The organism is Duganella fentianensis (genome assembly GCF_964031615.1).
Classification (GTDB): domain Bacteria; phylum Pseudomonadota; class Gammaproteobacteria; order Burkholderiales; family Burkholderiaceae_D; genus Rugamonas; species Rugamonas fentianensis_A.
The window spans coordinates 63,057-85,820 of sequence record NZ_CAXIQN010000008.1 but is presented as its reverse complement, the minus strand read 5'-3'; the positions used below and the strand labels follow the sequence as shown (position 1 = coordinate 85,820).

The following is a 22,764-nucleotide window of genomic DNA, read 5'->3' as shown; positions in this document are numbered from 1 at the left end:
GCGTAAAGCCTCACACTAGTGTCACAGTCAAGCGCTCTTGTTGCGCTCCCGCAGCATGAAAGAATTTTCATTAGGGTACGATTTGCAGTTATATAATCATTAACCTTAACTTTCTTATAGGGGCTATCAAGAGTGAAGCTAATTACTGCCATCATGCTCAGCGCCGGCATACTGTCGCCCGCGTTTGCCGCCACCACGGCTGCACCGGTCGCTGCCGCTGCTACTGCCGTTGCTGCGACCAAAGCCGCACCCGTGAAAGTCACTTCTGTTGAAGGCATCACCGAATACCGTCTGGCCAATGGCCTGCGCGTGCTGCTGTTCCCTGACGCCAGCAAGCCTACCCTGACCACCAACATCGTCTACATGGTGGGTTCGCGCCACGAGAACTATGGCGAGACGGGCATGGCCCACTTGCTGGAGCACCTGCTGTTCAAGCCGACCGCCAACTTCGGCATCAAGAAAGGTACTAAAACGCCGGTAGAAGTGCTGAACCAGATCGGTGGGCGTTTCAACGGCACCACGTGGTATGACCGCACCAACTACTTCGCCACTTTCCCTGCCAATGACGACAATCTGAAGCAGATGCTGGCACTGGAAGCCGATCGCATGGTGAATTCGCCTATCAGTCAGGACGACCTGTGGAATAACAAGTCCCAGAAGGGCGAGATGACGGTGGTGCGCAATGAGTTCGAGCAGGGCGAGAGCGATCCGCTCGACGTCACGCTGGAGCGCACCATGGCGGTAGCGTTCGATTGGCACAATTACGGCAAGTCCACCATCGGTGCGCGCTCCGATATCGAAGGCGTGAGCGTCGATCGCCTGCGCGCTTTTTACCAGCGCTACTACCAGCCTGACAATGCGATTCTGATGGTGGCGGGCCGCTTCGATGAAGGCAAGGTACTGTCCCAGATTAACCAATTATTCGGCAAGATCGCCAAGCCTAGCCGCGTACTGACACCTACCTACACCAGCGAGCCGACGCAGGATGGCGAACGTTCCGTCAACATTCGCCGCAGCGGCGGTACCCAGTTGCTGGCAACCGGCTACCACGTAGCACCGGCCAGCCACGTTGATGCGGCCGCGCTGCAGGTGCTGGGCAAGATACTGACCGATGCTCCTAGCGGTCGTCTGCACAAGGCGCTGGTCGATAGCAAGCTGGCCTCGAATGTGCTCCAGATGGATCTCAACCAGATGGAACCTGGCTACCACCTGTTTGGCGCCGTTGTGCCGAAAGAAGTGTCGCTGGCAGCGGTGGAAGAAACCATGCTGAAGACGCTGGAAGACATCAAGGCAAATCCGATTACGGACGCCGAGGTGGCGCGCGCTAAAGTGGCTATCGCCAAGGAAATCGACCAGATCGTCAATGACACGGCACGCTTCACTATCGCCCTGACGACGGCGCAGGCAGCCGGTGACTGGCGTCTGTTCCACCAGCGTCGCGATCAGGTGGAAGCCATCGACGCTGCTGCCGTGCAGGCCGCCGCCGTCAAGTATCTGAAGTCCTCCAACCGCACGCTGGCGCGTTTTATTCCGACCGATAGCGCTGACCGCACGGAAGTGCCGAAGATGCCGGATATCGCGGCACTGGTCAAGGACTACAAGGGCCGCGCCGTGATCGCGCAAGGCGAAGTGTTCGACCCTAGTCCGGACAATATCGAGCAGCGTGTGCAGCGTTCCGCGCTGGCCAATGGCATGAAGCTGGCGCTGCTGTCCAAGAGCACCAAGGGTAATACTGTCAGCGCCACCGTGCATCTGCGCATGGGTACTGCCGATAGCCTGCAAGGTAAAGCTGCCATCGGTGAAATGACGGCAGCGCTGCTGATAGACGGCACCGCCCGTCTGTCGCGGCAGGAAGTCAAGGATAGCTTCGATAAGCTCAAAGCCAATGTGAATATCTCCGGCGGCGCGGAAGGCATCACGGCCAGCGTCACCACGACGCGCGAGAATCTGGCGGCAGCGCTGGATCTGCTGGGGGAATCGCTGATGCATCCGGCTCTCAGCGAGAAGGATTTTTCCGAACGCCAGCGCGAAGCCATTTCCGAGACTGAGCAGCAACTGACGGAACCGCAGCCGCTGGCCAGCGTGGCGATGCGCCGTCTGACCAACCCCTTCCCGGAGGGCCATGTGCGCTATGTGAGAACGCTGCCGGAACAACTGGCGGATCAAAAAGCCGTGACGCTGGAGCAGGTCAAGGCATTCCACAAGGCGTACTACGGTGCTGGTTCCGGCAGTATGTCGGTGGTGGGCGACTTCGATGTGGCCGCAGTGAAGGCACAGGTTGCCAAGTTGTTCGGTGGCTGGAAAGCCGAGCAGGCCTATGTGCGCGTTCCGGCGCAAATGAAGCCGGTGGCTGGCCAGCAGCTGACACTGGAGACGCCGGACAAAGCCAACTCGGTGCTGCTGGCGATCCAGCCGGTGCCGCTGAAGGATGATGCAGCCGTTTATCCCGCTCTGCTGATGGGTAACTACATGCTCGGTGGCGGGGCTTTGCGCAGCCGTCTGGCCGACCGTATCCGCCAGAAGGAAGGCCTGTCCTACGGTATCGGTTCGCAGTTGTCCGTGCCTTCGCGCGATCCTGCCGGTTTGTGGCTGGCCTTTGCGATCAGCGCGCCGCAGAACACCGCCAAGGTGGAAGCGGCGCTGCGCGAAGAAATCGACAAGGTACTCAAGGAAGGCTTTACCGAGGCTGAACTGGTCGACGCCAAGAAGGCATGGCTGCAATCGCAGCAGGTCAGCCGCACCAGCGATAACGGGCTGGCGAACCGCCTGTCGAACTATCTGAGCTTTGACCGTACCATGGCCTTCGAGAAGAATCTGGAAGCCAAGGTAAGCGGGCTGACGCTGGCACAGGTCAATGAAGCGCTGCGTGCCCATCTGAAACCGGAAGCCATTTCGGTGGTCAAGGCGGGCGACTTCGCCAAAGCTGCTGCCGCCGCACCGGCTGCTGCAGCACCGGCCAGCAAGCCCTAAGCGGTAGCCGCACCCGCTACCGCAGCGCGCCGCCTAGCGGATGCGCTCGCGGTGCAGGGTGTAGCGCGTCACCCGTTCTTCCAGCACGTTGACGCCTATGCCCGGCCCCGTCGGCATGGCGATATAGCCATCGTCGGCCAGCACCACTGGCTGGTCGACGATGTCTTCCTTGAAGTAGCTGGCTGTTTCCGCTGTGTCACCCGCCAGCGTAAAGCCCGTGGCAGCCTGCAGCTGGATATTGAAGGCGCGGCCTATGCCCGTTTCATCCATCCCGCCCGACCACACGCCCACACCGGCCTGTTCGCACAGCGCAGCGATGCGCAGCGATTCGATCATGCCGCCTACCCGTCCCTGTTTGATGTTGATGATGCGCGCTGCATCGAGCGCCAGCGCCGAGCGGGCATCGTCGAGGTCATGGATGGATTCGTCCAGACAGAGCGGCGTGCGCAGTTCCTGCTGCAGGGCGGCGTGCTGCACGATGTCGCTATAGGACAGCGGCTGTTCTATCATGGTCAGGTTGAAGGCATCGAGCTGGCGCAGGATGGGCGCGTGTTCCAGTCCGTAGTCGCCATTGGCATCGGCCATCAGGGCGATATCGGGATAGGCGGCGCGCACGGCAGCTACCCACTCCACATCCTTGCCCTGCATGATCTTCAGTTTGACTCGGTGATAAGGCCGGCGTAGCGCATCGCTGACCGCTTCCAGCAGCGCCGCGATGGACGGCTGTATGCCCAGCGCCACGCCGGACTGGATCAGGCGCGGGCTCAGTCCCAGCAACCGGTGCAGCGGCACACCCTGTTGACGGGCGATCAGGTCGAGCAGGGCGTTTTCCAGCATGGCTTTGGCCATGCCGTGGCCGCGCACCGGGCTCCAGCTAGCCAGCAATTCAGCCAGCGTCTGGCCCGGCGTCAGCAGGGGCAGCAGGAAATCTTTGAAGATATGCCGCACCGTCCGGGTGGTTTCGCTGGCGTAGAACGGGTCGGGATCGGCCACGCATTCGCCCCAGCCCACCACGCCGCCCGATTCCAGCCGCAGCAGTAGCGCTTCTTTGGCTGCCCACGTATGCACGCTGGTGGAGAAGGGCCGCAGATAGGGGATGCGCACCGTGATCAGGTCGATCCGGTCGATCGCCGGCACGCGTGCCTGTGCGGCAGGAGAAACGGGAACAGGGCAGTGCAGATAATGTGGATTCATAGTCGTCCGGATTCAGTTATAACCATAGAGTACGGCAAAAGCCACCATCCCCATAGACATCAGCAGGATCAGTAGCTGGAAGCGCCAGATGATGCCGAACCAGCGCGTCCAAGGCACGCCGGCCACACCCAGCGTGGCCATCAGGATGGCGCCGGTGGGCACGCTCATATTGGCCATGGCGTTGCCTAGCTGGTAGGCCAGCACGGCGGTCTGGCGCGAGACGCCCACTAGATCGGACAAGCCAGCCATCAGTGGCATATTGATGGCCGCCTGAGCGCTGCCGGAGTGGATTACGAAGGTGAACGCCGTCTGTACCGCCAGCATGCCCTGCGCAGCCAGTATCGGCGGCCACGTCTCCAGCATGGTGCCCATGCTGTGCAGGAAGGTGTTAAGTACGGACGGTGCGTGCGGATTGGAGCCGCCCAGCAGATACTCGATGCCTTTGGCCATGGAGATCACCAGCACGGCGGGCATCAGTTGCTGGGCACCGTTGATGAAGGCTTCGGCTGCGCCGTCGGCTGTCAGGCGTTTGGCGACGATGGCGATCAGCGCCGTGTAGCAGCACAGGGTGACGAACTGGGTGGCGATTTCCGGTATGAAGTAGCCCGCTGCCACCACCCCCCAGACGATCCAGATGATGGTGGCAACGATGCCGGCCAGGATCAGGCGGTCGGCCATGGTCATGCTGGCGCTGGCCGTGGCGGCTGGCTGGCCTGCGTTAGCGTCGGCGTCATCTGGCAGTGGCTGCTGTTTGCGGTGACGTTCTGCGTACCACAGTGTAAAGGTGATGCCGGTGCTGACGAAGATGAGGAACATGACGATGCGCAGCGGTGCCCCCGACAGCAGCGGCACATTGGCAATGCCCTGCGCCAGCGCCACGCCGAAAGGATTCATCCACGAAGTGCCGAAGCCGATCTGGCTGGCCACATAGGTCATCATCACGCCCACTTCGGGCGGGTAGCCCATGCGCCGGATCAGCGGCAGCAGCAGGGCCAGAAAGGCGATGGTTTCTTCGCCCATGCCGAACACGGCGCCGCCGGCGGCGAAGGCCGCGAACAGGCTGCCTAGCAGCAGGCGCGGGTGGTCGCCCGTGATGGCGATCAGGCGCAGCAGGCCGCGGTCGACCGCACCGCTGGCATTGATCACGCCGAACGCGCCGCCCACCAGCAGAATGAAGGCGATCACGCCGATGGCCGAACCGGTGCGACTGCCCGAAGTCATGCCTTCGAATGGCGCATTGAACAGGCCGACCTCTTTGCCGCTGGCGAACCACGCGATATGGATGTTGTGCTCGGCCACGCGATACGAATCGAGCGAGATGGCCACGCCTTTTTCGAAATAGCCGGCCGGCACCCATGGCACCAGCAGCGCGACGAACAGGGCGATGAACAGCAGAATGATCAGGGTGTTGGGAACTTTGAAGCGGCTAGCGGGGCTGCTCATGGCAAGGGTCTCGGTGGAAGTCTAGCTAGAAATCTAGGCAGAATAAGGTGGCGCCCTGCCTGCCATGCATACAGCTGCATGACAGGACAGGGCGCCGGAGGGGGACTTAGAACTTGTACTGCAGGTTAGCGAAGAACGAGCGGCCGCGTGGATCGCCGTAGGTCGGGTCCCAGGTCACCTCGAAGTAGCGCGACTGGTTGGTGAACGGCGGCGCCGTATCGAACATGTTGATCACGCCGGCGCGCAGCTTGAGGTTTTTGCTGAACGCATAGCTGCCCGTCAGATCCCACAGCGAGTAGGCTTTCACGTCACGGTCATTCCAGCCCGGATCGGCCAGACCGGGAATGTTCTGATCGCGATAGCTGGAGAAGAAGGTGTTACCCAGCGTCATACTGATCGGACCCTGAGTCCAGTCAATATTCAGCTTGTGACGCCAGCGCTGCACGGCCTTATCGTCGCGGAACACGCCCAGACCATCGGTCATCGGCGAGTTAGGATCGGACTGGAATTTGTACTCGGTGATCAGCGTACCATTCAGGCTGGCGCTGAAGCGGCCCATGGAGGTGGCGTCGCCATGCCAGTTCAGGCCGATGTCCAGACCGGAGGTGTTGAGCTTACCGCGGTTCTCTTTCTTGAACTGCAGGTAGGACACGGCACCGTCGCTATCCCGTACTACGATCTTCGGATCGTTGTAGTAGACCGGATTGTCGAATACGGTCTGTTCGCCGATTTCCGAAATGATGTCGGTCTTGCGGATGATCCAGTAATCCAGACTGGCGTTCCAGTTCTTGTTCGGTTCCAGTACCAGACCGGCCGAGAACTGCTTGGATTTTTCCGGTTTCAGGTTCGGATTGCCGTAGCGGTCCAGATCGAACTGGGCGATTTCGCCGGAAATCGGATCTTTCACGAAGCTGGCGGTGGTACCCGAACGCACTGGCAGGAACAGTTCCGCGATCGATGGAGCACGGAAGCCCGTACCATACGAAGCGCGGCCCAGTACTTCCTTGCTCGGACGGTAGCTGACGGCCACTTTAGGATTGGTGGTCTTGAGTTCCGGTGCGGTCAGTTTGGTGATCGGGTCATATACGGCTTTGTAGCGGTCGTGACGGACGGCGAACTGGCCTTCCCACTCTTTGCTGAACGGCGCATTGATCTCGGTGTAGAAACCGGCGATATCGCGCGAGTTGGAGGAATCGGCCAGCAGCTCGTCCGAGCTGGAGCGGTCGCCCTGCACGTCGTTGGTGCGCAGCGCTTCGGTCGAGGTGAAGGAAGTTTTTTCACGCCGCAGTTCGCCGCCGATCGCGATCATGGCATCGCCGCCGCCCAGTGCCATCAGCGAGTGGGTCAGCTTGCCGTCCACGCTGTCGCTAGTGCCTTTGGAGATACGGGCAGCGCCATTGATCTTGATCGAATCCATGAACTTGCGGCCCGAGTCGTCGGTGGCTGGCACGAACGGGTTGTACTTGCCGCTGGCGATACCGGCCAGCAGTTTGCTGCGCGATACCCAGCCGTCGATATCTAGATCGGTGGCCTTGTTCTCGCTGTGGTTGTAAGCCGTGTCGTATTCCCAGCCTGCCACTTTGCCGGTGGCACCGATGACGAAGCGGGAAGCTTTGCTGGTCACCTCTGAGGTGCGGCGGCCCGCATCGGTCAGACGGAAGCGGAAGTTGACTGGGGTGGTGATGCCGGTCTGGGCCTGCAGCGCGGCCGGCAGATAGATGCCGTAGGTGGCACCGGTGATGCTGCCCGAAGTGGCTGGCGAAGCGGCATACTGGGTTTTGGCTTCGCTGACCAGCGCTTCGGCAAACAGTTGATGGTCTTCGGCCAGCTGGAAGGTGGCGCGGCCGATGAAGCTCTGCTTCTTCGACTCCGGATAGACTTCCGAATCGCCCATGTAGTTGAACGAGCAGCCTTCGGTGCCGCCCGGTCCGAGTGGACGCACCACGTTAGGGCTGCCGTCGACGCAGGAGGATTTGCCGAAGTTGACGCGACGGCCAGGCGAAGGCAGCCACGTGCCGCCCGGGCCGGAGCCTTTCAGGTAGCTGGATTTGTTCAGCAGGGCCAGCTGGGCTGCCGTCAGATCGACGTTGGCCGGGAAGGTGGTGCTGGACAGCTGTGGCGACAGACGGTCCGGCAGGCTGTACTCCTGCATGAATTTACGCTGCGAGCTGGCCAGACGGTCGGTCTGCTGCAGATCGAGTGCGCCGAAGATGTTGAAGCGGTCGGTGCTCAGATTGCCGTAGCCGCCAGACAGCGAGGCCGACTGCTTGCCGCCGCCGCCTTCGCCCGTGCGCAGTGCATAGGCGCTGATGTCGCCGCCCTGATAGTCTTTGCGGGTGATGAAGTTGATCACGCCGCCCATGGCGTCGGTACCGTAGATCGCCGATGCACCATCTTTGAGCACTTCCACGCGCTGGATGGCACCGGCCGGAATGTTATTCAGGTCGACACCGGAGTTGTCGCCGGGGCTGGCAAAGTTGGCCATGCGGCGGCCGTTCAGCAATACCAGTGTGCTGGAGACACCCAGACCGCGCAGGTTGGCGCCGTTGAAGCCACGCTGGCCACCCATCACGTCGGAGACGCTGGCGCCGTCGGTCAGGCCACCTACGTTGGAGGAGATCTTCTGCAGCAGTTCGGCCGCAGTGGTGACGCCGGACTTGTCGATGTCTTCGCGCTTGATGATTTCTACCGGCAGCGCGGCTTCGCCTTCGATGCGCTTGATGCTGGAGCCGGTGATTTCCACGCGTTGCATGGTTTGCGCCTGCGCGTTCAGGCTCATGATGCCCAGCGCGATCAGTACGGCATGGGTACAGCGGGAGCGGCGGAATGCAGACGCCTCGTGCTTGCTAGGTGTTTTCATGCGATCAGTCCTCTGAAGTGGGTTTTTATACGCAAGCGAGATGCCTGCGCCGCCCTGGTTGGTGTGCTTATGGAACGGTTTCAGTGTATGCAGAGCCGATCGGCTTGCGCGCATCGGACCTTGCACGAGTCGCTCTGTGTAAAAGCCGTGTCGCATTGTTGCAATGTGGTCAGCAATCATCTGTTGCGGACTTCCGACAGTGCGACATGCAATTGCCAATGTGCGCAATTGGCGGCTTGATGCGGTCTATCGCTACAGGATCGGTGGCAACATAGGCGCCAATTCCATTGTTGTGAAAGGCTGTCGCTGTGAAATCTGTGTCGCTACTGCTGCTATGTGCAGCCCAACTGACGGCGCAATTGCTGGCCGGTTCTGCGCAGGCTGCCGAGACGCCCGAGGCGCTGGCTTTCCAGCCCGTGGTAGGCACCGTAATCCCCATGGGCGGCGCCGTGCGTGACGATAATGAAGCCGTGCGCCAGCGGCTGGTACAACTGGCCGGTGGGACAGCGGCGCGTTTCGTGGTGATTCCTACCTCTTCCTCGCTGCCTGAACGTTCAGGGAATAATGCCGTGGAGCAATTGCGTCGTCGTGGTGCGCAGGCGGAGCTGCTGAAGATTTCGCCCATGTGGAAAGGCGAGACGCTGGAATCGGCCCGTCGTGCTGCAGCCGATCCGGCCAATATCGAGAAGATCCGCAATGCCACGGCGGTGTTCTTCACGGGGGGGGCGCAGGAACGCACGGCCGATGTGCTCAATCCGGGCGGCGTGGCTTCGCCCGTGCTGCAGGCCGTGCGCGAGCTGCAGGCGCGCGGCGGCGTGATCGCCGGTAGCAGTGCCGGTGCGGCCATCATGAGTAGCGTGATGTTCCGCGATGCGCTCAATCCTGTGCAGGTGATGAAGGGGGTGATGCGCGATGGTAAAGAGATCGAACGGGGGCTGGGCTTTGTCGGTGACCAGCTGTTCATCGACCAGCACTTCCTCAAACGCGGGCGGGTAGGGCGCATGCTGGCGCTGATGCTGGCCAAGGGTTACAAGGTCGGGCTGGGGGTGGATGAAGATACGGCTGCCATCATCCACGGTAGCGAAATCGAGATCGTCGGTTCTAGCGGCGCGCTGCTGGTGGATCTGCGTCAGGCCAAGCGCGAACCGGGGCCGGTGCATGTGAAGAATGTGCGGATTTCCTATCTGGATAATGGCGACCGTTACGATCTGGCCAAGCTGCAGGGCAAAGTGCTGGCGGCCAAGCAGGCGCACGGCGAGATCAAGTTCCGCCAGCCGGGCTTCGTATCGGAACTGGAAAATATCCGTCCGGCCTATACCGATATGCTGGGCGAAAATACCATACTGCGCGCACTGACCCAGCTGGTGGATGGCCCGCGTGACCATATCCGCGGCATCGCCTTCGATCTGGAACAGCTGCCCGATGCGCCCGTGGCTGATCCTGCGCCGGAGCTGGGCTTCGAGTTTATCCTGCGGCGCGATGAACACACCCATGGCTGGGATAGTGCAGGGCTGGACAATAACGAGTACTCTATCTTCGATGCGCGGCTCGATGTGCGGCCGATCCGCATCAAAGTACCCTTCTATCAGGCGTGGAAATGAAATCAGTCTTCAGTCTAGCGGCGCTGCTGCTGTGCGCTCAGGCGCTGGCGCAGGCACCCGCACCCGCGCTGCCTGCAACTGCCGCCCAGTCGCTGACGCTGCATGCAGCACTTGATGCCGGTGCGGCCAAGGTGCTGCCGCAAGTGGTGAGCTGGCGGCGCGATCTGCATGCCCACCCAGAACTGGCTTTTCATGAGCGCCGCACGGCGGATCTGGTGGCCGGCGAGTTGCAGCGCATGGGCTATAAGGTCACGCGCGGGCTGGCTGAAACGGGCGTGATCGGTCTGCTGGAAACAGGACGGCCCGGTCCCGTCGTGGCGCTGCGCGCCGATATGGACGGCCTGCCGGTGACGGAAGAAACCGGCCTGCCATTCGCCTCGCGCGACAAGGCGCAGACCGGTGGCAAGGAAGTGGGCCTGATGCACGCTTGTGGCCACGATATGCATGTCGCCATGCTACTGGGCGCTGCCCGTGTACTGGCCGATATGCGCGGTCAGCTGTCGGGTTCTATCAAACTGGTGTTCCAGCCGGCCGAGGAAGGCGTGGCGAACGAGCCGAATGGGGCCGAGCGGCTGGTCAGGGCGGGTGTGCTGGATAACCCCAAGGTGTCGGCCATGTTCGGTCTGCATGTGGGGATTACGCCGCAGCCTACCGGCACCATCTCGACCCGTGCGCGCGGCCTGATGGCCAGCAGCGATACCTTTGAAATCACCGTGCAGGGCCGCCAGACCCATGGCGCCCTGCCGTGGAATGGCGTCGATCCGGTGGTGGTGGCCGCGCAGATTGTGCTGGGCCTGCAGACCATCGTCAGCCGCCAGACCAATCTCACGGTGGCACCGGCCGTGATCACGGTGGGAACGCTGCACGGCGGCCAGCGCGCCAACATCGTACCGGGTGAAGTGAAAATGAGCGGCACCATCCGCAGCTTCGATCCGGCAGTGCGCGAGCAACTGCTGGTGCAGATCAAGCGCACGGCCGAGCATCTGGCTACATCGGCCGGTGCTACGGCGCAGGTGAGCTTCGATGCCGGCTATCCCGTGACATGGAATGATCCGGCACTGACGGCGCAGATGCTGCCTAGCTTGCAGCGCGTGGCCGGTGCCAAGCTGCTCAGCGATGTCGCGCCCAGCACCACCTCGGAAGATTTTTCGTATTATGGCCAGCAGGTTCCGGCCATGCTGTTCTTCCTCGGCGTGAATCCGGCTGGCAGCGATCCTGCACTGTGGGCTGCCAACCATTCGCCCCGTTTCAATCCTGACGAAGCGGCTTTGCTGACGGGCGTGCGTGCGCTCGCCAGTCTGGCTGCCGACTATCTGACTGTACAACCGACTGCACACTGAGAATCCCATGGAACAGATCACTATTGCGCTGCCATCCCCTGCTGCCGGCACTACCCGCAGCCTGAGCTATCTGCGTTTTGGCCAGCAGGGACAAGGCCCCAAGGCTTATATACAGGCGTCGCTGCATGCTGACGAATTGCCCGGCATGCTGGTAGCGCACCACCTGCGCACGGCGCTGACCCAGTTGGAGCAGCAAGGACAACTGCTGGGCGAGGTGGTGCTGGTGCCGGCCGCCAATCCCGTCGGGCTGGCGCAGACGCTGCTGGGTACCAGTCAGGGGCGCTTCGATCTGCGCACGGGACAGAACTTCAACCGCATGTTCCACAATCTGTCGCAGGATGTGTGGCAGCGCGTGCAGGGACAACTGGGACAGGATGCCCAGACCAACCAGCAGCTGATCCGCGCTGCCATCCGTGCCAGTCTGGCGGATAGCCAGCGCGATCTGGCGGCAGCCGACGAACTTGCTGCCCAGCGCTTGGCACTGATGCGGCTGGCCGCCGATGCCGACGTGGTGCTGGATCTGCATTGCGATTGCGAGTCGCTGCTGCACATGTACGCCGGCACACCTTTGTGGGATCGGGTAGCGCCGCTGGCCGGCCTGCTGGGTGCCCACGTGGCCTTGCTGGAAACCGAGTCGGGCGATGATCCGTTCGACGAAGCCTGCTCGCGCATCTGGTGGGATATCGCCGCGCTGGCGGGCGAACAGTTCCCGATACCGCTAGCCTGTGTGGCCGTCACCATCGAACTGCGCGGCTTCATCGACGTGGACCATGCCACGGCAGCCAAAGATGCCGCTGCTATCCTTGACTACTTGCGCCTACAGGGCATGCTGGCGGGCGAGCTGTCGCAGCCCGTACCACCAGCCTGCGAACCGACGCCGCTGGCCGGCTGCATGCCGGTGGCCGCGCCGGCAGCGGGGCTGGTGGTGTATCTGCGCGAACTGGGTAGCACCGTGCGTGCCGGTGAACCGATTATCGATCTGATCGATCCTGTCAGCGGCAGCGTGCAGCAGTTGCTGGCGCCCGTGGACGGCTATTACTTTGCCCGCGAAAACCGCCGTTACGTCGGACCGGGCACGCGTCTGAGCAAAGTAGCAGGCAAGGTGGCGCTGCGTAGCGGGCCGCTGCTGTCGGCTTAACAGGGCAGGGCGTATTAGGATAAACAGTATGGGAACACCCTGTTCGATTGCACTGATACTGCTACCCGGCTGCTCGCTGTTCACGCTGGGCGCAGTGCGCTCCGTGTTCGCGCTGGCCAACGAGGTGGAGGGCGAAGCGCTGTACCGCCTGCGCCAGTTCAGCGTGGAAGGCGACACGGTCAGCACCCAATGTGGTCTGACGCTGGCAGCCGAACCACTCGAACAACTCCATGGCGAAGCGGGCGGGCTGCTATTGCTGCTGGCGGACGAACGTCCCGATGAACGTCTGAGTACGGCGGCCAGCCAGCGGCTGGCGCAACTGCTGCAGCGCTGCGGGCAGGAGATCGCGTGGACCGTGGGTGCCAGCGGCACCGGTGCGCAACTGCTGGCTCAGCACGGCCTGCTGGATGGCTATCGCGCTGCCGTCGACTGGCAGATACAGGCCGAAGCGGCCAGACATCATCCGGATACGCAGTTCTCGACGGGGCTGTTCGAGATCGACCGTAACCGCATCAGTGCTGGCGCCGGTGCTGCCGTGACGGATATGCTGCTGCACTGGCTGGGCAAGCGCCATGGCAGCATGTTTGCGGCCGAAGTGGCGGTGGCGCTTGGACTGGAACGCATGCGCGGTGGCGACGAGCGTCAGCCCGTGCCAGCATCGTCGCAACCGGCAGTAGGGTCGGCGCGGCTCAAGGATGCGCTGGAACTGATGGCCGCCAATCTGGCCGAACCGCTACCGGCAGAAGATATCGCCCAGCTGGTGGGCGTATCGCGCCGCCAGCTGGAACGGCTGTTCCGACAGCATCTCGATACGCTGCCATCGCGCTACTACCTCGAACTGCGGCTCAAACATGCGCGCCGCCAGCTGAAGCAGACCACGCTGTCCATCCTGCAGGTGGGGCTGGTGTGCGGCTTTACTTCGGGATCGCATTTTTCTACCACCTACCGCAATTATTTTGGTTACACTCCGCGGGAAGAACGGGCGCGTCATACTATGCCGCTGGTCGAGACTGATAATGCGGGAGAGGACATCGAATGAACCACATGGATTACCTGCTGCGTCCGGCCACTCTGGATGATTTGGATGTCATCGAAGAATTTTCCCGTGCGGCGACCTTCAGTATCCGCACGCTCAAGCCTGACCGTGCGCGGCTGGCAGCGCGGGTGGAACGTTCGCTTAAGGCTTTTGCCGGCAGCGAACCGCTGAACGGCGACGAGATCTATCACTTCGTGCTGGAAGATCTGCGTGCGGGGCGGGTGGTCGGCACTAGCGGCATCGTCGCCAGCGCTGCGTCGAATGGCCGCTTCTATTGCTATCGCAACGAGTTCCTCGTGCATGGCAGCGAGGAACTCGGCATCACCAACCGCGAGCACACGCTGCGGCTGTGCGAAGATCTGTCGGGTCACACGCTGCTGAGTTCCTTCTACATCGAACCGGAATACAGCGATACGCTGGCGCCGCAACTGCTGTCGCGTGGGCGTTTGCTGTTCATCCGTAACTATCCACATCTGTTCGCCGAGCGCATCGGCGCGGAGAATCCCGGTCTGTGCGACGACGAGGGAAACAGCCCGGTGTGGGACGCACTCGGTCACCGCTTCTTCAAGATGCCTTTCCCCGAAGCAGAGCAGCGTACGGGCGGCCGTTCCAAGAGCTATATCGCCGAACTAATGCCGCGTAATCCTGTGTACGTCTCGCTGCTGACCAAGGATGCCCAGTGGGCCATGGGCCAGCTGCATCCCGATGGCGAGCTGCCGTTCGGCATACTGGTGGCCGAGGGCTTCGATGTGGATTCCTACGTCGACATCTTCGATGGCGGACCGATTGCAGAGGCGCGCGTCGCCATGTTGCGCAGCGTGGTGTCGGCGCAGGACGTGGCGCTGCACAGTGCCGCCGGTGCGACGGGTGAAGCCTGTATGGTGGCGAATCTGGAACGTGCCGGCTTCCGCGCCACACTGGCGCGCGGCGAGCTTCTCGACGAGAGTCTACAACTGGCGGATAGCGCTATCGCGCGCCTAGGCCTGCGGGATGGTGCCGCTGCCTGTGCAGTGCGGATGGACTAAGTGTTTGCTGTTATAGCTGTATTCGCCAATGGTGAATAGGATGAGACATTGTTGCCTGCGCCGGTGTCATTTCATCTTTGATTCGGCCTGATCGGGTAACTTCTCGGCATTGAGAATCGTCATTATTTCGTGATCTCGTCGATACTTTTTCTTCAGTTTAAGAAAGTAGGCATTGATGCCTCGACATTGCCCGTAGTTCTCGCAGTCGTTTTTCCATTGGGCGAGATAGCGTACATCCGCTGGCGGTTTCTGGCCCTGTTCATCTGCGCCGCGATCACGACAGTCATTCGACCACATTTCGATTTTCATCGATCGGATTTCCTCGCCCTGGGTGTGGATTCGTATGCACTGGTCACCTTTGATGTATTGCAAAACACAAAGAGACTTGTCAACACTGCAGTAATCGATCTCCGGATAACCATTCTGGACCAGTATGCGATCCAAGCCCATATACTCGCCGGATGCTAAATGGGCGTTGGGATCCGCGTGCCAGCCCGCAGCGATGAGCCGAACCCTAGCCTTAACGAACGATTCTCTGACTTGTAACACCGTGGAATTGGCAAGAGCGATGGAGGGGAAGCCGACTAGCATCGCGATTACGATTGGAATAGTCTTCATTTGGTCGTTCCGCCAGCATTTTTGTACGTCGCTGCGAAGCGCGTGAACTCCACGTAGGGCTGGTTATGGCGACCGGCTTTTCCTGGTCCTTCCGGGAGCGCTGCCCAAAGTTTTGATGCCTGAGAAACGCCGGCCGCAATGTCGCCGTCCTTTATTTTGTCAGTGATGCCGAGGCCGCTAAGCATCGAAACCGCAATGAGGTCTTGAGTTTCCGGCGTGAAGTCCTTTAGACCCATACGACGTTCTCCATGATCCTGCCATGTGGTCTTGTTGATTTGGTACATACCAGAAGCTGTTGTGACGCCATCTCTTTCTGGGCCTGGATGTGTTGAATAGTCTGTGAAACGCCAAGGATCATTTTTCTTTCCCTTGACTGCGCCATATTTGAAATCATAGCCGCCGCCTTCCGCGTCGGCGATTGCTTTGAGAAAAGCTTGAATATTTGTGTTCTTTAGGTGTGCCCTGTTTTCCGCCAAGCGCTGTTCCTTTTGCCGCTTGATACGTACCTGTTTTGCGTCGTCATCTTCACGAGGAGTAGTCTGTCGGGTCGCGCGAAGATGGAGGATACGGCCAGAGGGGGAGGTAATTGCTGTAGTCATTTGATCTTCACGCGTAAATGTCAACAGACTCGGTCGCGACAGTGGCAGCTAACAGGTGGGTCTGTCCTCTTTGGTCCGTTACGCCGTACTCAAGGTTTCCGTTCTCCCGCCTAATCGCATACTCAGTGTTCGGTATGGGCTGATCGGTTTCTTCATCGAATAGGACAAATTTGTCGTCAAATGTCGAATATGGGCCGGGCTTTGCCAATGTGGCTGGAAATACTGCGGCCTCATCTTCGCTGAAGTCGCTGAGATTCTGGTATCTGAGTGTTTGATTCGACACGAGCCGTGGGGGCGATGGACATCCGCAGAGGCAAAGGTCGTTTTCCAGAGCTACCGTCTTTCCATTCCATAGCTCCGGAATGCGAGGCCCAACACACTTTATCTTTCCTTGGGACTTGCAGGCGGGACAGATAATTAGGTCGCCTTCGAGAGCTATCGGGGCGCGGTTAATGCTGCCATTGCTCGATGCGAAAACCACCTTCCCGCCTGCGGTAGTGGTTGCTCCTAGCGTAATGGTGTATCGCTTCATTAGTGGTTTTATCCACGGGGAAAATGGAGCTTCGAAAATAGGGGATTCCGTAAGACCGTGATTTGTGCAAACGCAGTTGATACGCGGATAGCGGCGAAATCGTTGCGAGTCGGGCGCTAGGGCTGGCCGAAAAGGGGAGTGGGAATGAGAGCTTTGGGCGTTGAAAACAAAAACGCCACCCGAAGGTGGCGTTTTTGTTTAATTCTTGGTGGCCCGGGGCGGAATCGAACCACCGACACAAGGATTTTCAATCCTCTGCTCTACCAACTGAGCTACCAGGCCAAGGAGCAAGATTATAGCAGACCTCCCCCGGGGTTTGGCAAGCCCCCTATGCCTATTTTATTGACAGCAATATTTACGGGGTTTAAATTTGATCTTTTCGCTATTTCTTGATGGGGTTGCAATGAAAAAGACACTCTGCGCGCTGGTCGCGTGCGTAGCGGCAGGCTGGGCTCACGGGGCGGCGCTGTCGCCGGTACAGGCGCAGATGCGCGAGATCTATCAGGAACTGGTGGAGACCAATACCACCAACTCTAGTGGTTCGTGCACCGTGGCGGCGCAGAAAATGGCCAAACGGCTCAAGCAGGGCGGTTTCAAAGATAGCGAAATGCAGATCATCGTGCCACCCGGCGGCCCGACCAAGGGCAATCTGGTCGCACGCCTGAAAGGCGACGGTAGCCGCAAGCCCTTGCTGCTGCTGGCCCACATCGACGTGGTGGAAGCCAACCGCGCGGACTGGGTACGTGACCCGTTCAAGCTGATCGAGGAAGACGGCGTGTTCTATGCCCGTGGCGCGTCCGACGACAAGGCCATGGCGGCGTCCTTCGTGGCGAATATGCTGCGCTACAAGAAAGAAAAGCTGGCGCCCAAGCGCGACATCATCATGGCGCTGACCTGCGACGAAGAGATGGTGCCGACCGAATTCGATGGCGCGGAATATCTGTTCAAGCATCACCGCAAGCTGATTGATGCGGAAATCGCGCTCAACGAAGGCGGCAGCGGCCTGCTCGACAAGAACGAGAAGCCGGTGCGTCACGGCATACAGGCCGGTGAAAAAATTTACCAGTCGTTCCAGTTCGAGGTGACCAATCCCGGTGGCCACAGTTCGGTGCCACGGCGCGATAATGCCATCTACCGCCTGTCGGAGGGCCTGAGCCGTCTGGGTAAGTTCGATTTCCCGTTCCGCCTTTCCGAAGTAACGCGCGCCTTCTATGAGCGCATGTCCACCATCGAGCAGGGGCAAGTGGCGGCTGATATGAAGGCGATCCTGCAGGACCCGCCTGACATGGCTGCACTCGAACGTCTGTATGCGGTGAGCCCCGCGCATAACGCCACGGTGCGCACTACCTGTGTGGCCACCAAGGTGGACGCCGGCCATGCCGATAACGCCCAGCCGCAACGCGCCCGTGCCAATGTGAATTGCCGCATCCTGCCGCAGGAAACCGTGGCCGAAGTGGAAGCCACGCTGAAGCGCGTGGTGGCCGACGAGCAGATCCGCATTACCCGCATCGGCGATGGTCAGGGAGCACCGATCCCGCCGCTGACGCCGGAACTGATGAAAGCGATCGAGGAAACCAGTAACCAGATGTGGCCCGGCGTGCCGGTGATTCCTACCATGTCCACTGGCGGCACGGATGGCCGCTTCCTGAATGCGGGCGGAATCTGGACCTATGGCGTGAGCGGCATGTTTGCCGGCCCTGAAGGCAGTGGCGCACACGGTCTGAATGAACATATCCGTGTGAAATCGCTGTACGACGGGCAGGAGTTCCTGTACCGCCTCGGCAAGCGACTGGCGACGGAATAAAAAAACGGCTCGGGATGAAAACCGAGCCGTTTTTTATGGTACCTGCCTTTTATTCGGAGACCAGAATACGCCAGCGCCATGGTTTGAGCTGGGCCGGACCTTCATCACCGGCCAGCTTGTACTTCTGCGGCGTGCCGGTCAGGTTGACGATTACGCGCACGCTGTTTTTGCCCTGTTCGCGTTTGAAGGCAAACAGCTGTTCGTTGCCCACGTCGAGCATTTGCAGTGCGCCGCCAGCGGCACCGCTCCACAGCGCCGGATTGGCTTTGCGCAGCTGGTTCAGGCCAGCATAGAAGCCTTCCAGTTCATAGGTCTTCCATTCGATCGGATCTTTCTCGAAGAATTCCAGTCGCTTTTCAAGGCGCGATTCCTGACCGTTGTAGATCATCGGGATGCCGGGCAGGGTGTAGCTCAGCACGGCCATGGCGCCATAGGCGGGGCCATACAGATCCTTGTCGGTACCCTGCCACGAGTTGACGTCGTGGTTGGCGGTGAACTCCAGACGGTAGGCGTCGCGGCCATAGGTCTTGGGCGGCTTGGCAAGGATGTTGCGCAGATCGGCAGCATTGGCTTCGCCTTTGCCGATCTTGATCATCATGTTACTGAGCGGCCAGTCGTAGGTGGCATCGAAAGCATGTTCGTGCAGGTCAGGCTGATCCCACTCTGCCAGCAGGAACATCGGCTTGATTTTGTTCAGCTCCGTGCGCACCTGATTCCAGAACGGGGTAGGAATCAGACCAGCCGCATCGCAGCGATAGCCGTCGATGTCAGTCGCGCGTACCCAGTAGGCCATGGCATCGGTCATGCCCTTCCAAAGTGCCTTGTTGCTGAAATCGAGGCCGATCACGTCGGTCCATTCTTCGATTTCGCCCGCTTCGTTCTTGAAGGTGACGGAGTAGATTTCACCTTTGTCGTTCTTCTTGAACCAGTCCGGATGTTCGGTCGCCCACTTGTTATCCCATGCCGTGTGGTTGGCCACCCAGTCCAGCATCACGCGCATGCCCAGCGCGTGCGCCTGTTTGACCAGCTTGCGCAGATCGTCCAGCGTGCCGTAGTCGGGGTTCACGCTCAGGTAATCCTTCACGGCGTAGTGGCTACCCAGACTGCCTTTGCGGTTCTTTTCGCCCAGTGGGTGTATCGGCATCAGCCAGACGGTGTCCACGCCCATGGCTTTCAGGCGCGGCAGCTGGGCCGTCACGGCATTCAGCGTACCTTCCTTGCTGAACTGGCGCACGTTGACCTGATAGATGTTGGCGCTGCGGGTCCAGGCCGGATGCTTGACGGTGCTGGTTTCGGCATGACTGATGGCCGGCACGGGGCCAAGTAGCAGGGCCGCCAGCGGCAGCAGGGTAGCAAGCTTTTTCATGGGTCTCCTTAGTTTTTCAGCGTGCGTTCGAACAGCTGGTAGATGCGGCGGTATTCATCGTACCAGCTTTCGGGGTGAACGAAGCCGTGCCGTTCCAGCGGATACGACGCCAGCTCCCAGTTATCTTTTTTCAGTTCGATGAAGCGTTGCGCCATGCGCACCGAGTCCTGATAGAACACGTTATCGTCGATCATGCCGTGGGCGATCAGCAGATGGCCCTGCAGTTTGTCGGCGTACTCGATAGGCGAGGAAACCTTGTAGGCCTGCGGATCGAGTTCCGGCGTGTTCAGGATATTGGCCGTGTATTCGTGGTTGTAGGTGGTCCAGTCGGTCACGGGACGTAGCGCTGCGCCAGCCTTGAACTGTTCCGGTGCGCGCAGCAGCGCCATGAAGGTCATGAAGCCGCCATAGCTGCCGCCGTAGATGCCGACTTTGCCGGCGTCACCCTGATGGTTGGCTACCAGCCAGTTCAGACCGTCAATGTAGTCTTCCAGTTCCGGATGACCCATCTGGCGGTAGATGGCGGTGCGCCAGTTGCGACCATAGCCGAGCGAAGCGCGGTAGTCCATGTCCAGCACGATGTAGCCTTTTTCCACCAGCAGGTTATGGAACATCTGCTCGCGGAAGTAGACGGGATAACGCTGGCTGGTGTTCTGCAGATAGCCGGCGCCGTGCACGAACATCACGATAGGATATTTTTTACCGGCTTCCAGCGTGGCAGGGCGATACAGCTTGGCCCAGACGGGATCGGCGCCATGGGTGGACGGCACGGCCACGATCTGCGGCATGACCCACTCGCGCGCCTTGTAGTCCGGCGTGCGCACGTCGTTCAGGGTGGTGACGCTGCCGCCATTGCTGGATACGGTAGCGAGGCGGGTCGGAATGTAGGCGCTGGAATGACGCAGCAGCAGCTTGCGGCCATCGGGCGACAGGGTGAAACCTTCGACGCCGCCCAGCGCGGTCAGTTCACGCAGGGCGCCATCGCGCACGCCGCTGGCGCAGACTTCGTAAGTACCGGGCAGTTTAGGGTTGCACAGGAAGTAGGCAGTGCTGCCGTCTGCATTCCATTCGATATTGCTGGCTTCCCATTTGCCGCTGGTGAGTGCGCGGGTTTTGCCATCGGCGCTGCGCAGGTAGATGTGGGCGTAGCCGCTTTCTTCCGACTGGTACCACAGGGTGCTGTGGTCGGGCAGCCAGCCGAAATCGTTGTAGCGGTTGTTAACCCAGGCCTTATCGCTCAGGCGGTGCAGCGGTTCCAGTTTGGCGTTGGCCAGATCGACGCTGGCAATCCAGCGGTCCTTGTTGTCGATGGCTTGCGCCATCACGGCCACGCGGGCACCGTTGGCACTCCACTGGATGGCATGTTCGCCTGCTTCGAAGCGCACTTTGCGGTTGCCTTTGAGGGCGTCCAGATGCTGGGCGCTGCGCAGTTCGGCCAGCGGATCGATGGCGATGCCGGGCAGGTCGGCCAGCGACAGCTCGGTAACTTTGCGCGTGGCCAGTTCGACCAGTTTCAGTTGTTGTTCCAGCGGGCCCGCTTCGCTGACGCGCTTGCGCTCGTCGTCGGTTTCCTCGTAGCCCGATTCGGTCACGTATTTCGGCATCTTGCCGACGCGGCGCTTGTCGCCATCTTTGGCGCTGGTGACCACCAGCAGGTAGCGCCCGTCCGGCGACAGCGCGCTAGCGTCGACCACCACTTTCTCGCCCAGATACAAGGGCAGCGGGGCACGCGTGGCATCGGCGTTGCGTTCGGCATTGCGCTGTTCGCGCAGCGCATCGCGTTCGTCTTTCAGACGGCTCAGGGTGGAGCTCAGGCGCAGCTGCAGGTCGCGGCGGAAATCCGCCTCCGGTGCAGCATCGGGATCTTTGGCGGTGCGCAGCAGTGCCAGCGGCGCAATCAGGCGCTCGCTGCGGCTCCAGCTGAACCAGTCCTGACCCACGCGGAATTGCACATGGTTGCCATCAGCTGAATACTGCGCCGCAGCAGCGGGCGCGTTGCCGCGCACGATCTGCGTGAGAGCGCCCGTCTTCAGGTCGCGCTCGAACAGGTCGCCATTGCGCTGCACGATGGCACGCGTGTGCTCGCGGTTGTAGACAGGATTAGCGCTATCCAGACTGGCCAGCTGGGGCGCGGCGATGGCTTTGGCATTGCCGTTGGCATCCAGCGTCAGCGTATCGCGCACGGGCGAGCCGCTGCGTTTCTGCTTGAAGTAGATCTGGCGGCTGTCCCAGCCCCACCATGCAGCTTCGACGGGGTTGCCGATCCAGTCCGGATTGGCCATGGCCTGTTCCAGCGTGATCGGGGTAGGGGCGGCGCCCGCGGTCGGGGCGAAGGTGGCGCTAATTGTGGCGGCCAGGAAAGTTAGAACAAAACGCATCGTTAGCTTTGCTGTGAGGTTGGTCCAAGGGACGTGCCGGATCACGGCACGGTCTGGATTCTAGCCCAAGCGCGTTAGCGAAGCTATATTGTCTTTACGACTACGAAAAGCCGGGACATCCGCCGTTAGCTACGGCAGATAGATACGGTATAAATCGTTTATATTGATATTGTCCGATTTTTTCAGGCCGGCGAGTAGAAGCCCGTATAGGCGGCCACGGGTGGCTGTGCTTCCGGCGTATCGTGCTGGCCGGCGGCATGGCCTTCCTGCGCCAGAAACTGGCTGCCGATTTCAAACCATTCTTCGCTAGAGATGACTTTCTGCGCCAGCGGGAGTAATTCCTGTTCTTCCTTGTCTAGTCGCGTCAGCAGATTCTGGCAGTACAGATCGATAGTGCGGCACAGGAACTTGCCGTGGATAGCGCTACGCCGCATGGCACGGCGTAGGCATTTGTTGACGGCATTGAGCATGGCGCGGCCAATGCGGCTCAGGGTTTCCAGATCCTTCACCAGTGCTGCGCTGCTGGCATCGGCAGCTTTAACAGCCGGTAGCAAACAGGCTTCCACCTTGCGCTGGTGGCGCGTCTCGGCGAAGGTGATGAGTTCCTGCAACTGGTTCTGCATGTGCACAGGATCGATTTCCTGTGGGCGGCGGGCAATGTTCTGCACATAGTGCAGCAGGCGCGCAATGAAGTGGCGCTCTTTCTTCTGTTCGATCGATAGTGTCAGTAAGACATAGGTAGCAGTAAGCATGGCAATCCCGTATTTCGTCAGACTTCGGCAGCGCGGTAGGTGTCGCGCCCGAGGTGTAGCCCGTTACCTTAGCGGTGGTCCGGACTGGTACAACGTCGATTTACAATT

General features: G+C 60.6%; 16 protein-coding genes and 1 tRNA gene. 7 read left to right on the top strand and 10 right to left on the bottom strand.

Annotated elements, in window-relative coordinates:
- Positions 1-132 precede the first annotated feature (132 nt).
- Entirely contained in the window at positions 133-2,970 is a 2,838-nt protein-coding gene (locus ABNT42_RS04955; protein WP_348694816.1) for a pitrilysin family protein, read from the top strand.
- 33 nt (positions 2,971-3,003) lie between these two features.
- Here the strand turns inward: ABNT42_RS04955 and menC are convergent, their stop codons facing one another.
- The 3 genes from menC to ABNT42_RS04940 form a co-directional block, all read right to left on the bottom strand.
- Entirely contained in the window at positions 3,004-4,164 is a 1,161-nt protein-coding gene (gene menC, locus ABNT42_RS04950) for an o-succinylbenzoate synthase (protein WP_348694813.1), read from the bottom strand.
- A gap of 12 nt (positions 4,165-4,176) precedes the next feature.
- The gene (locus ABNT42_RS04945; RefSeq protein ID WP_348694810.1) at positions 4,177-5,607 is read right to left on the bottom strand and encodes a hypothetical protein; all 1,431 of its coding nucleotides are present in this window, start codon (positions 5,605-5,607) and stop codon (positions 4,177-4,179) included.
- A 106-nt stretch (positions 5,608-5,713) separates the two neighbouring features.
- On the bottom strand, positions 5,714-8,467 hold the full coding sequence (locus ABNT42_RS04940) for a TonB-dependent receptor (protein WP_348694807.1): 2,754 nt from the start codon (positions 8,465-8,467) through the stop codon (positions 5,714-5,716).
- Between the two features lie 308 nt (positions 8,468-8,775).
- Here ABNT42_RS04940 and ABNT42_RS04935 point away from each other — a divergent pair, with 308 nt between their 5' ends.
- Genes ABNT42_RS04935 through ABNT42_RS04915 form a run of 5 tightly spaced genes read left to right on the top strand, consistent with a single transcriptional unit; the run spans position 8,776 to position 14,607 of the window.
- Positions 8,776-10,068, top strand: a complete 1,293-nt coding sequence (locus ABNT42_RS04935) for a cyanophycinase (RefSeq protein WP_348694805.1) — start codon at positions 8,776-8,778, stop codon at positions 10,066-10,068.
- The gene (locus ABNT42_RS04930) at positions 10,065-11,408 is read left to right on the top strand and encodes an amidohydrolase (protein WP_348694802.1); all 1,344 of its coding nucleotides are present in this window, start codon (positions 10,065-10,067) and stop codon (positions 11,406-11,408) included. The genes ABNT42_RS04935 and ABNT42_RS04930 overlap by 4 nt, the downstream gene beginning before the upstream one ends.
- Before the next feature lie 7 nt (positions 11,409-11,415).
- Positions 11,416-12,546, top strand: coding sequence for a succinylglutamate desuccinylase/aspartoacylase family protein (locus tag ABNT42_RS04925; RefSeq protein ID WP_348694799.1), 1,131 nt, complete (start codon positions 11,416-11,418; stop codon positions 12,544-12,546).
- A 28-nt stretch (positions 12,547-12,574) separates the two neighbouring features.
- The gene (locus ABNT42_RS04920; RefSeq protein ID WP_348694797.1) at positions 12,575-13,585 is read left to right on the top strand and encodes a helix-turn-helix domain-containing protein; all 1,011 of its coding nucleotides are present in this window, start codon (positions 12,575-12,577) and stop codon (positions 13,583-13,585) included.
- On the top strand, positions 13,582-14,607 hold the full coding sequence (locus ABNT42_RS04915; protein WP_348694794.1) for an arginine N-succinyltransferase: 1,026 nt from the start codon (positions 13,582-13,584) through the stop codon (positions 14,605-14,607). The genes ABNT42_RS04920 and ABNT42_RS04915 overlap by 4 nt, the downstream gene beginning before the upstream one ends.
- Before the next feature lie 66 nt (positions 14,608-14,673).
- On the opposite strand, the gene ABNT42_RS04910 is transcribed toward ABNT42_RS04915, so the two are convergent.
- The 4 genes from ABNT42_RS04910 to ABNT42_RS04895 all read right to left on the bottom strand — a co-directional run bounded on the left by ABNT42_RS04910 (position 14,674) and on the right by ABNT42_RS04895 (position 16,638).
- Complete coding sequence (locus ABNT42_RS04910; RefSeq protein ID WP_348694791.1) at positions 14,674-15,225, bottom strand: hypothetical protein; 552 nt, start codon at positions 15,223-15,225, stop codon at positions 14,674-14,676.
- Complete coding sequence (locus tag ABNT42_RS04905) at positions 15,222-15,824, bottom strand: paar repeat-containing protein (protein ID WP_348694789.1); 603 nt, start codon at positions 15,822-15,824, stop codon at positions 15,222-15,224. Before ABNT42_RS04905 ends, ABNT42_RS04910 begins: the two co-directional genes overlap by 4 nt.
- 7 nt (positions 15,825-15,831) lie before the next feature.
- The gene (locus tag ABNT42_RS04900; protein WP_348694786.1) at positions 15,832-16,356 is read right to left on the bottom strand and encodes a PAAR domain-containing protein; all 525 of its coding nucleotides are present in this window, start codon (positions 16,354-16,356) and stop codon (positions 15,832-15,834) included.
- 206 nt (positions 16,357-16,562) lie between these two features.
- Positions 16,563-16,638: transfer RNA gene (locus ABNT42_RS04895), tRNA-Phe, on the bottom strand.
- 121 nt (positions 16,639-16,759) lie between these two features.
- Between ABNT42_RS04895 and ABNT42_RS04890 the strand changes: the two genes are divergently transcribed.
- The gene (locus ABNT42_RS04890; RefSeq protein WP_348694784.1) at positions 16,760-18,160 is read left to right on the top strand and encodes a M20/M25/M40 family metallo-hydrolase; all 1,401 of its coding nucleotides are present in this window, start codon (positions 16,760-16,762) and stop codon (positions 18,158-18,160) included.
- A 49-nt stretch (positions 18,161-18,209) separates the two neighbouring features.
- Here ABNT42_RS04890 and ABNT42_RS04885 read toward each other — a convergent pair whose 3' ends face one another.
- The 3 genes from ABNT42_RS04885 to ABNT42_RS04875 all read right to left on the bottom strand — a co-directional run bounded on the left by ABNT42_RS04885 (position 18,210) and on the right by ABNT42_RS04875 (position 22,656).
- Positions 18,210-19,526 (bottom strand): alpha-amylase family glycosyl hydrolase, encoded by a 1,317-nt coding sequence (locus ABNT42_RS04885; protein WP_348694781.1) that lies wholly within the window; start codon positions 19,524-19,526, stop codon positions 18,210-18,212.
- A gap of 8 nt (positions 19,527-19,534) precedes the next feature.
- Entirely contained in the window at positions 19,535-21,904 is a 2,370-nt protein-coding gene (locus tag ABNT42_RS04880) for a S9 family peptidase (protein WP_348694779.1), read from the bottom strand.
- Between the two features lie 182 nt (positions 21,905-22,086).
- On the bottom strand, positions 22,087-22,656 hold the full coding sequence (locus tag ABNT42_RS04875) for a hypothetical protein (RefSeq protein ID WP_348694776.1): 570 nt from the start codon (positions 22,654-22,656) through the stop codon (positions 22,087-22,089).
- Positions 22,657-22,764: the final 108 nt, after the last annotated feature.

What these genes read in the sequence shown, in the direction of transcription:
- menC (WP_348694813.1), bottom strand. Translation starts at nt 4,164, where the DNA reads ATGAATCCACATTATCTGCACTGCCCTGTTCCCGTTTCTCCTGCCGCA.
- ABNT42_RS04890 (WP_348694784.1), top strand. Translation starts at nt 16,760, where the DNA reads ATGAAAAAGACACTCTGCGCGCTGGTCGCGTGCGTAGCGGCAGGCTGG.
- ABNT42_RS04915 (WP_348694794.1), top strand. Translation starts at nt 13,582, where the DNA reads ATGAACCACATGGATTACCTGCTGCGTCCGGCCACTCTGGATGATTTG.
- ABNT42_RS04925 (WP_348694799.1), top strand. Translation starts at nt 11,416, where the DNA reads ATGGAACAGATCACTATTGCGCTGCCATCCCCTGCTGCCGGCACTACC.
- ABNT42_RS04885 (WP_348694781.1), bottom strand. Translation starts at nt 19,526, where the DNA reads ATGAAAAAGCTTGCTACCCTGCTGCCGCTGGCGGCCCTGCTACTTGGC.
- ABNT42_RS04875 (WP_348694776.1), bottom strand. Translation starts at nt 22,656, where the DNA reads ATGCTTACTGCTACCTATGTCTTACTGACACTATCGATCGAACAGAAG.
- ABNT42_RS04945 (WP_348694810.1), bottom strand. Translation starts at nt 5,607, where the DNA reads ATGAGCAGCCCCGCTAGCCGCTTCAAAGTTCCCAACACCCTGATCATT.
- ABNT42_RS04880 (WP_348694779.1), bottom strand. Translation starts at nt 21,904, where the DNA reads ATGCGTTTTGTTCTAACTTTCCTGGCCGCCACAATTAGCGCCACCTTC.
- ABNT42_RS04900 (WP_348694786.1), bottom strand. Translation starts at nt 16,356, where the DNA reads ATGAAGCGATACACCATTACGCTAGGAGCAACCACTACCGCAGGCGGG.
- ABNT42_RS04930 (WP_348694802.1), top strand. Translation starts at nt 10,065, where the DNA reads ATGAAATCAGTCTTCAGTCTAGCGGCGCTGCTGCTGTGCGCTCAGGCG.
- ABNT42_RS04910 (WP_348694791.1), bottom strand. Translation starts at nt 15,225, where the DNA reads ATGAAGACTATTCCAATCGTAATCGCGATGCTAGTCGGCTTCCCCTCC.
- ABNT42_RS04940 (WP_348694807.1), bottom strand. Translation starts at nt 8,467, where the DNA reads ATGAAAACACCTAGCAAGCACGAGGCGTCTGCATTCCGCCGCTCCCGC.
- ABNT42_RS04920 (WP_348694797.1), top strand. Translation starts at nt 12,575, where the DNA reads ATGGGAACACCCTGTTCGATTGCACTGATACTGCTACCCGGCTGCTCG.
- ABNT42_RS04905 (WP_348694789.1), bottom strand. Translation starts at nt 15,824, where the DNA reads ATGACTACAGCAATTACCTCCCCCTCTGGCCGTATCCTCCATCTTCGC.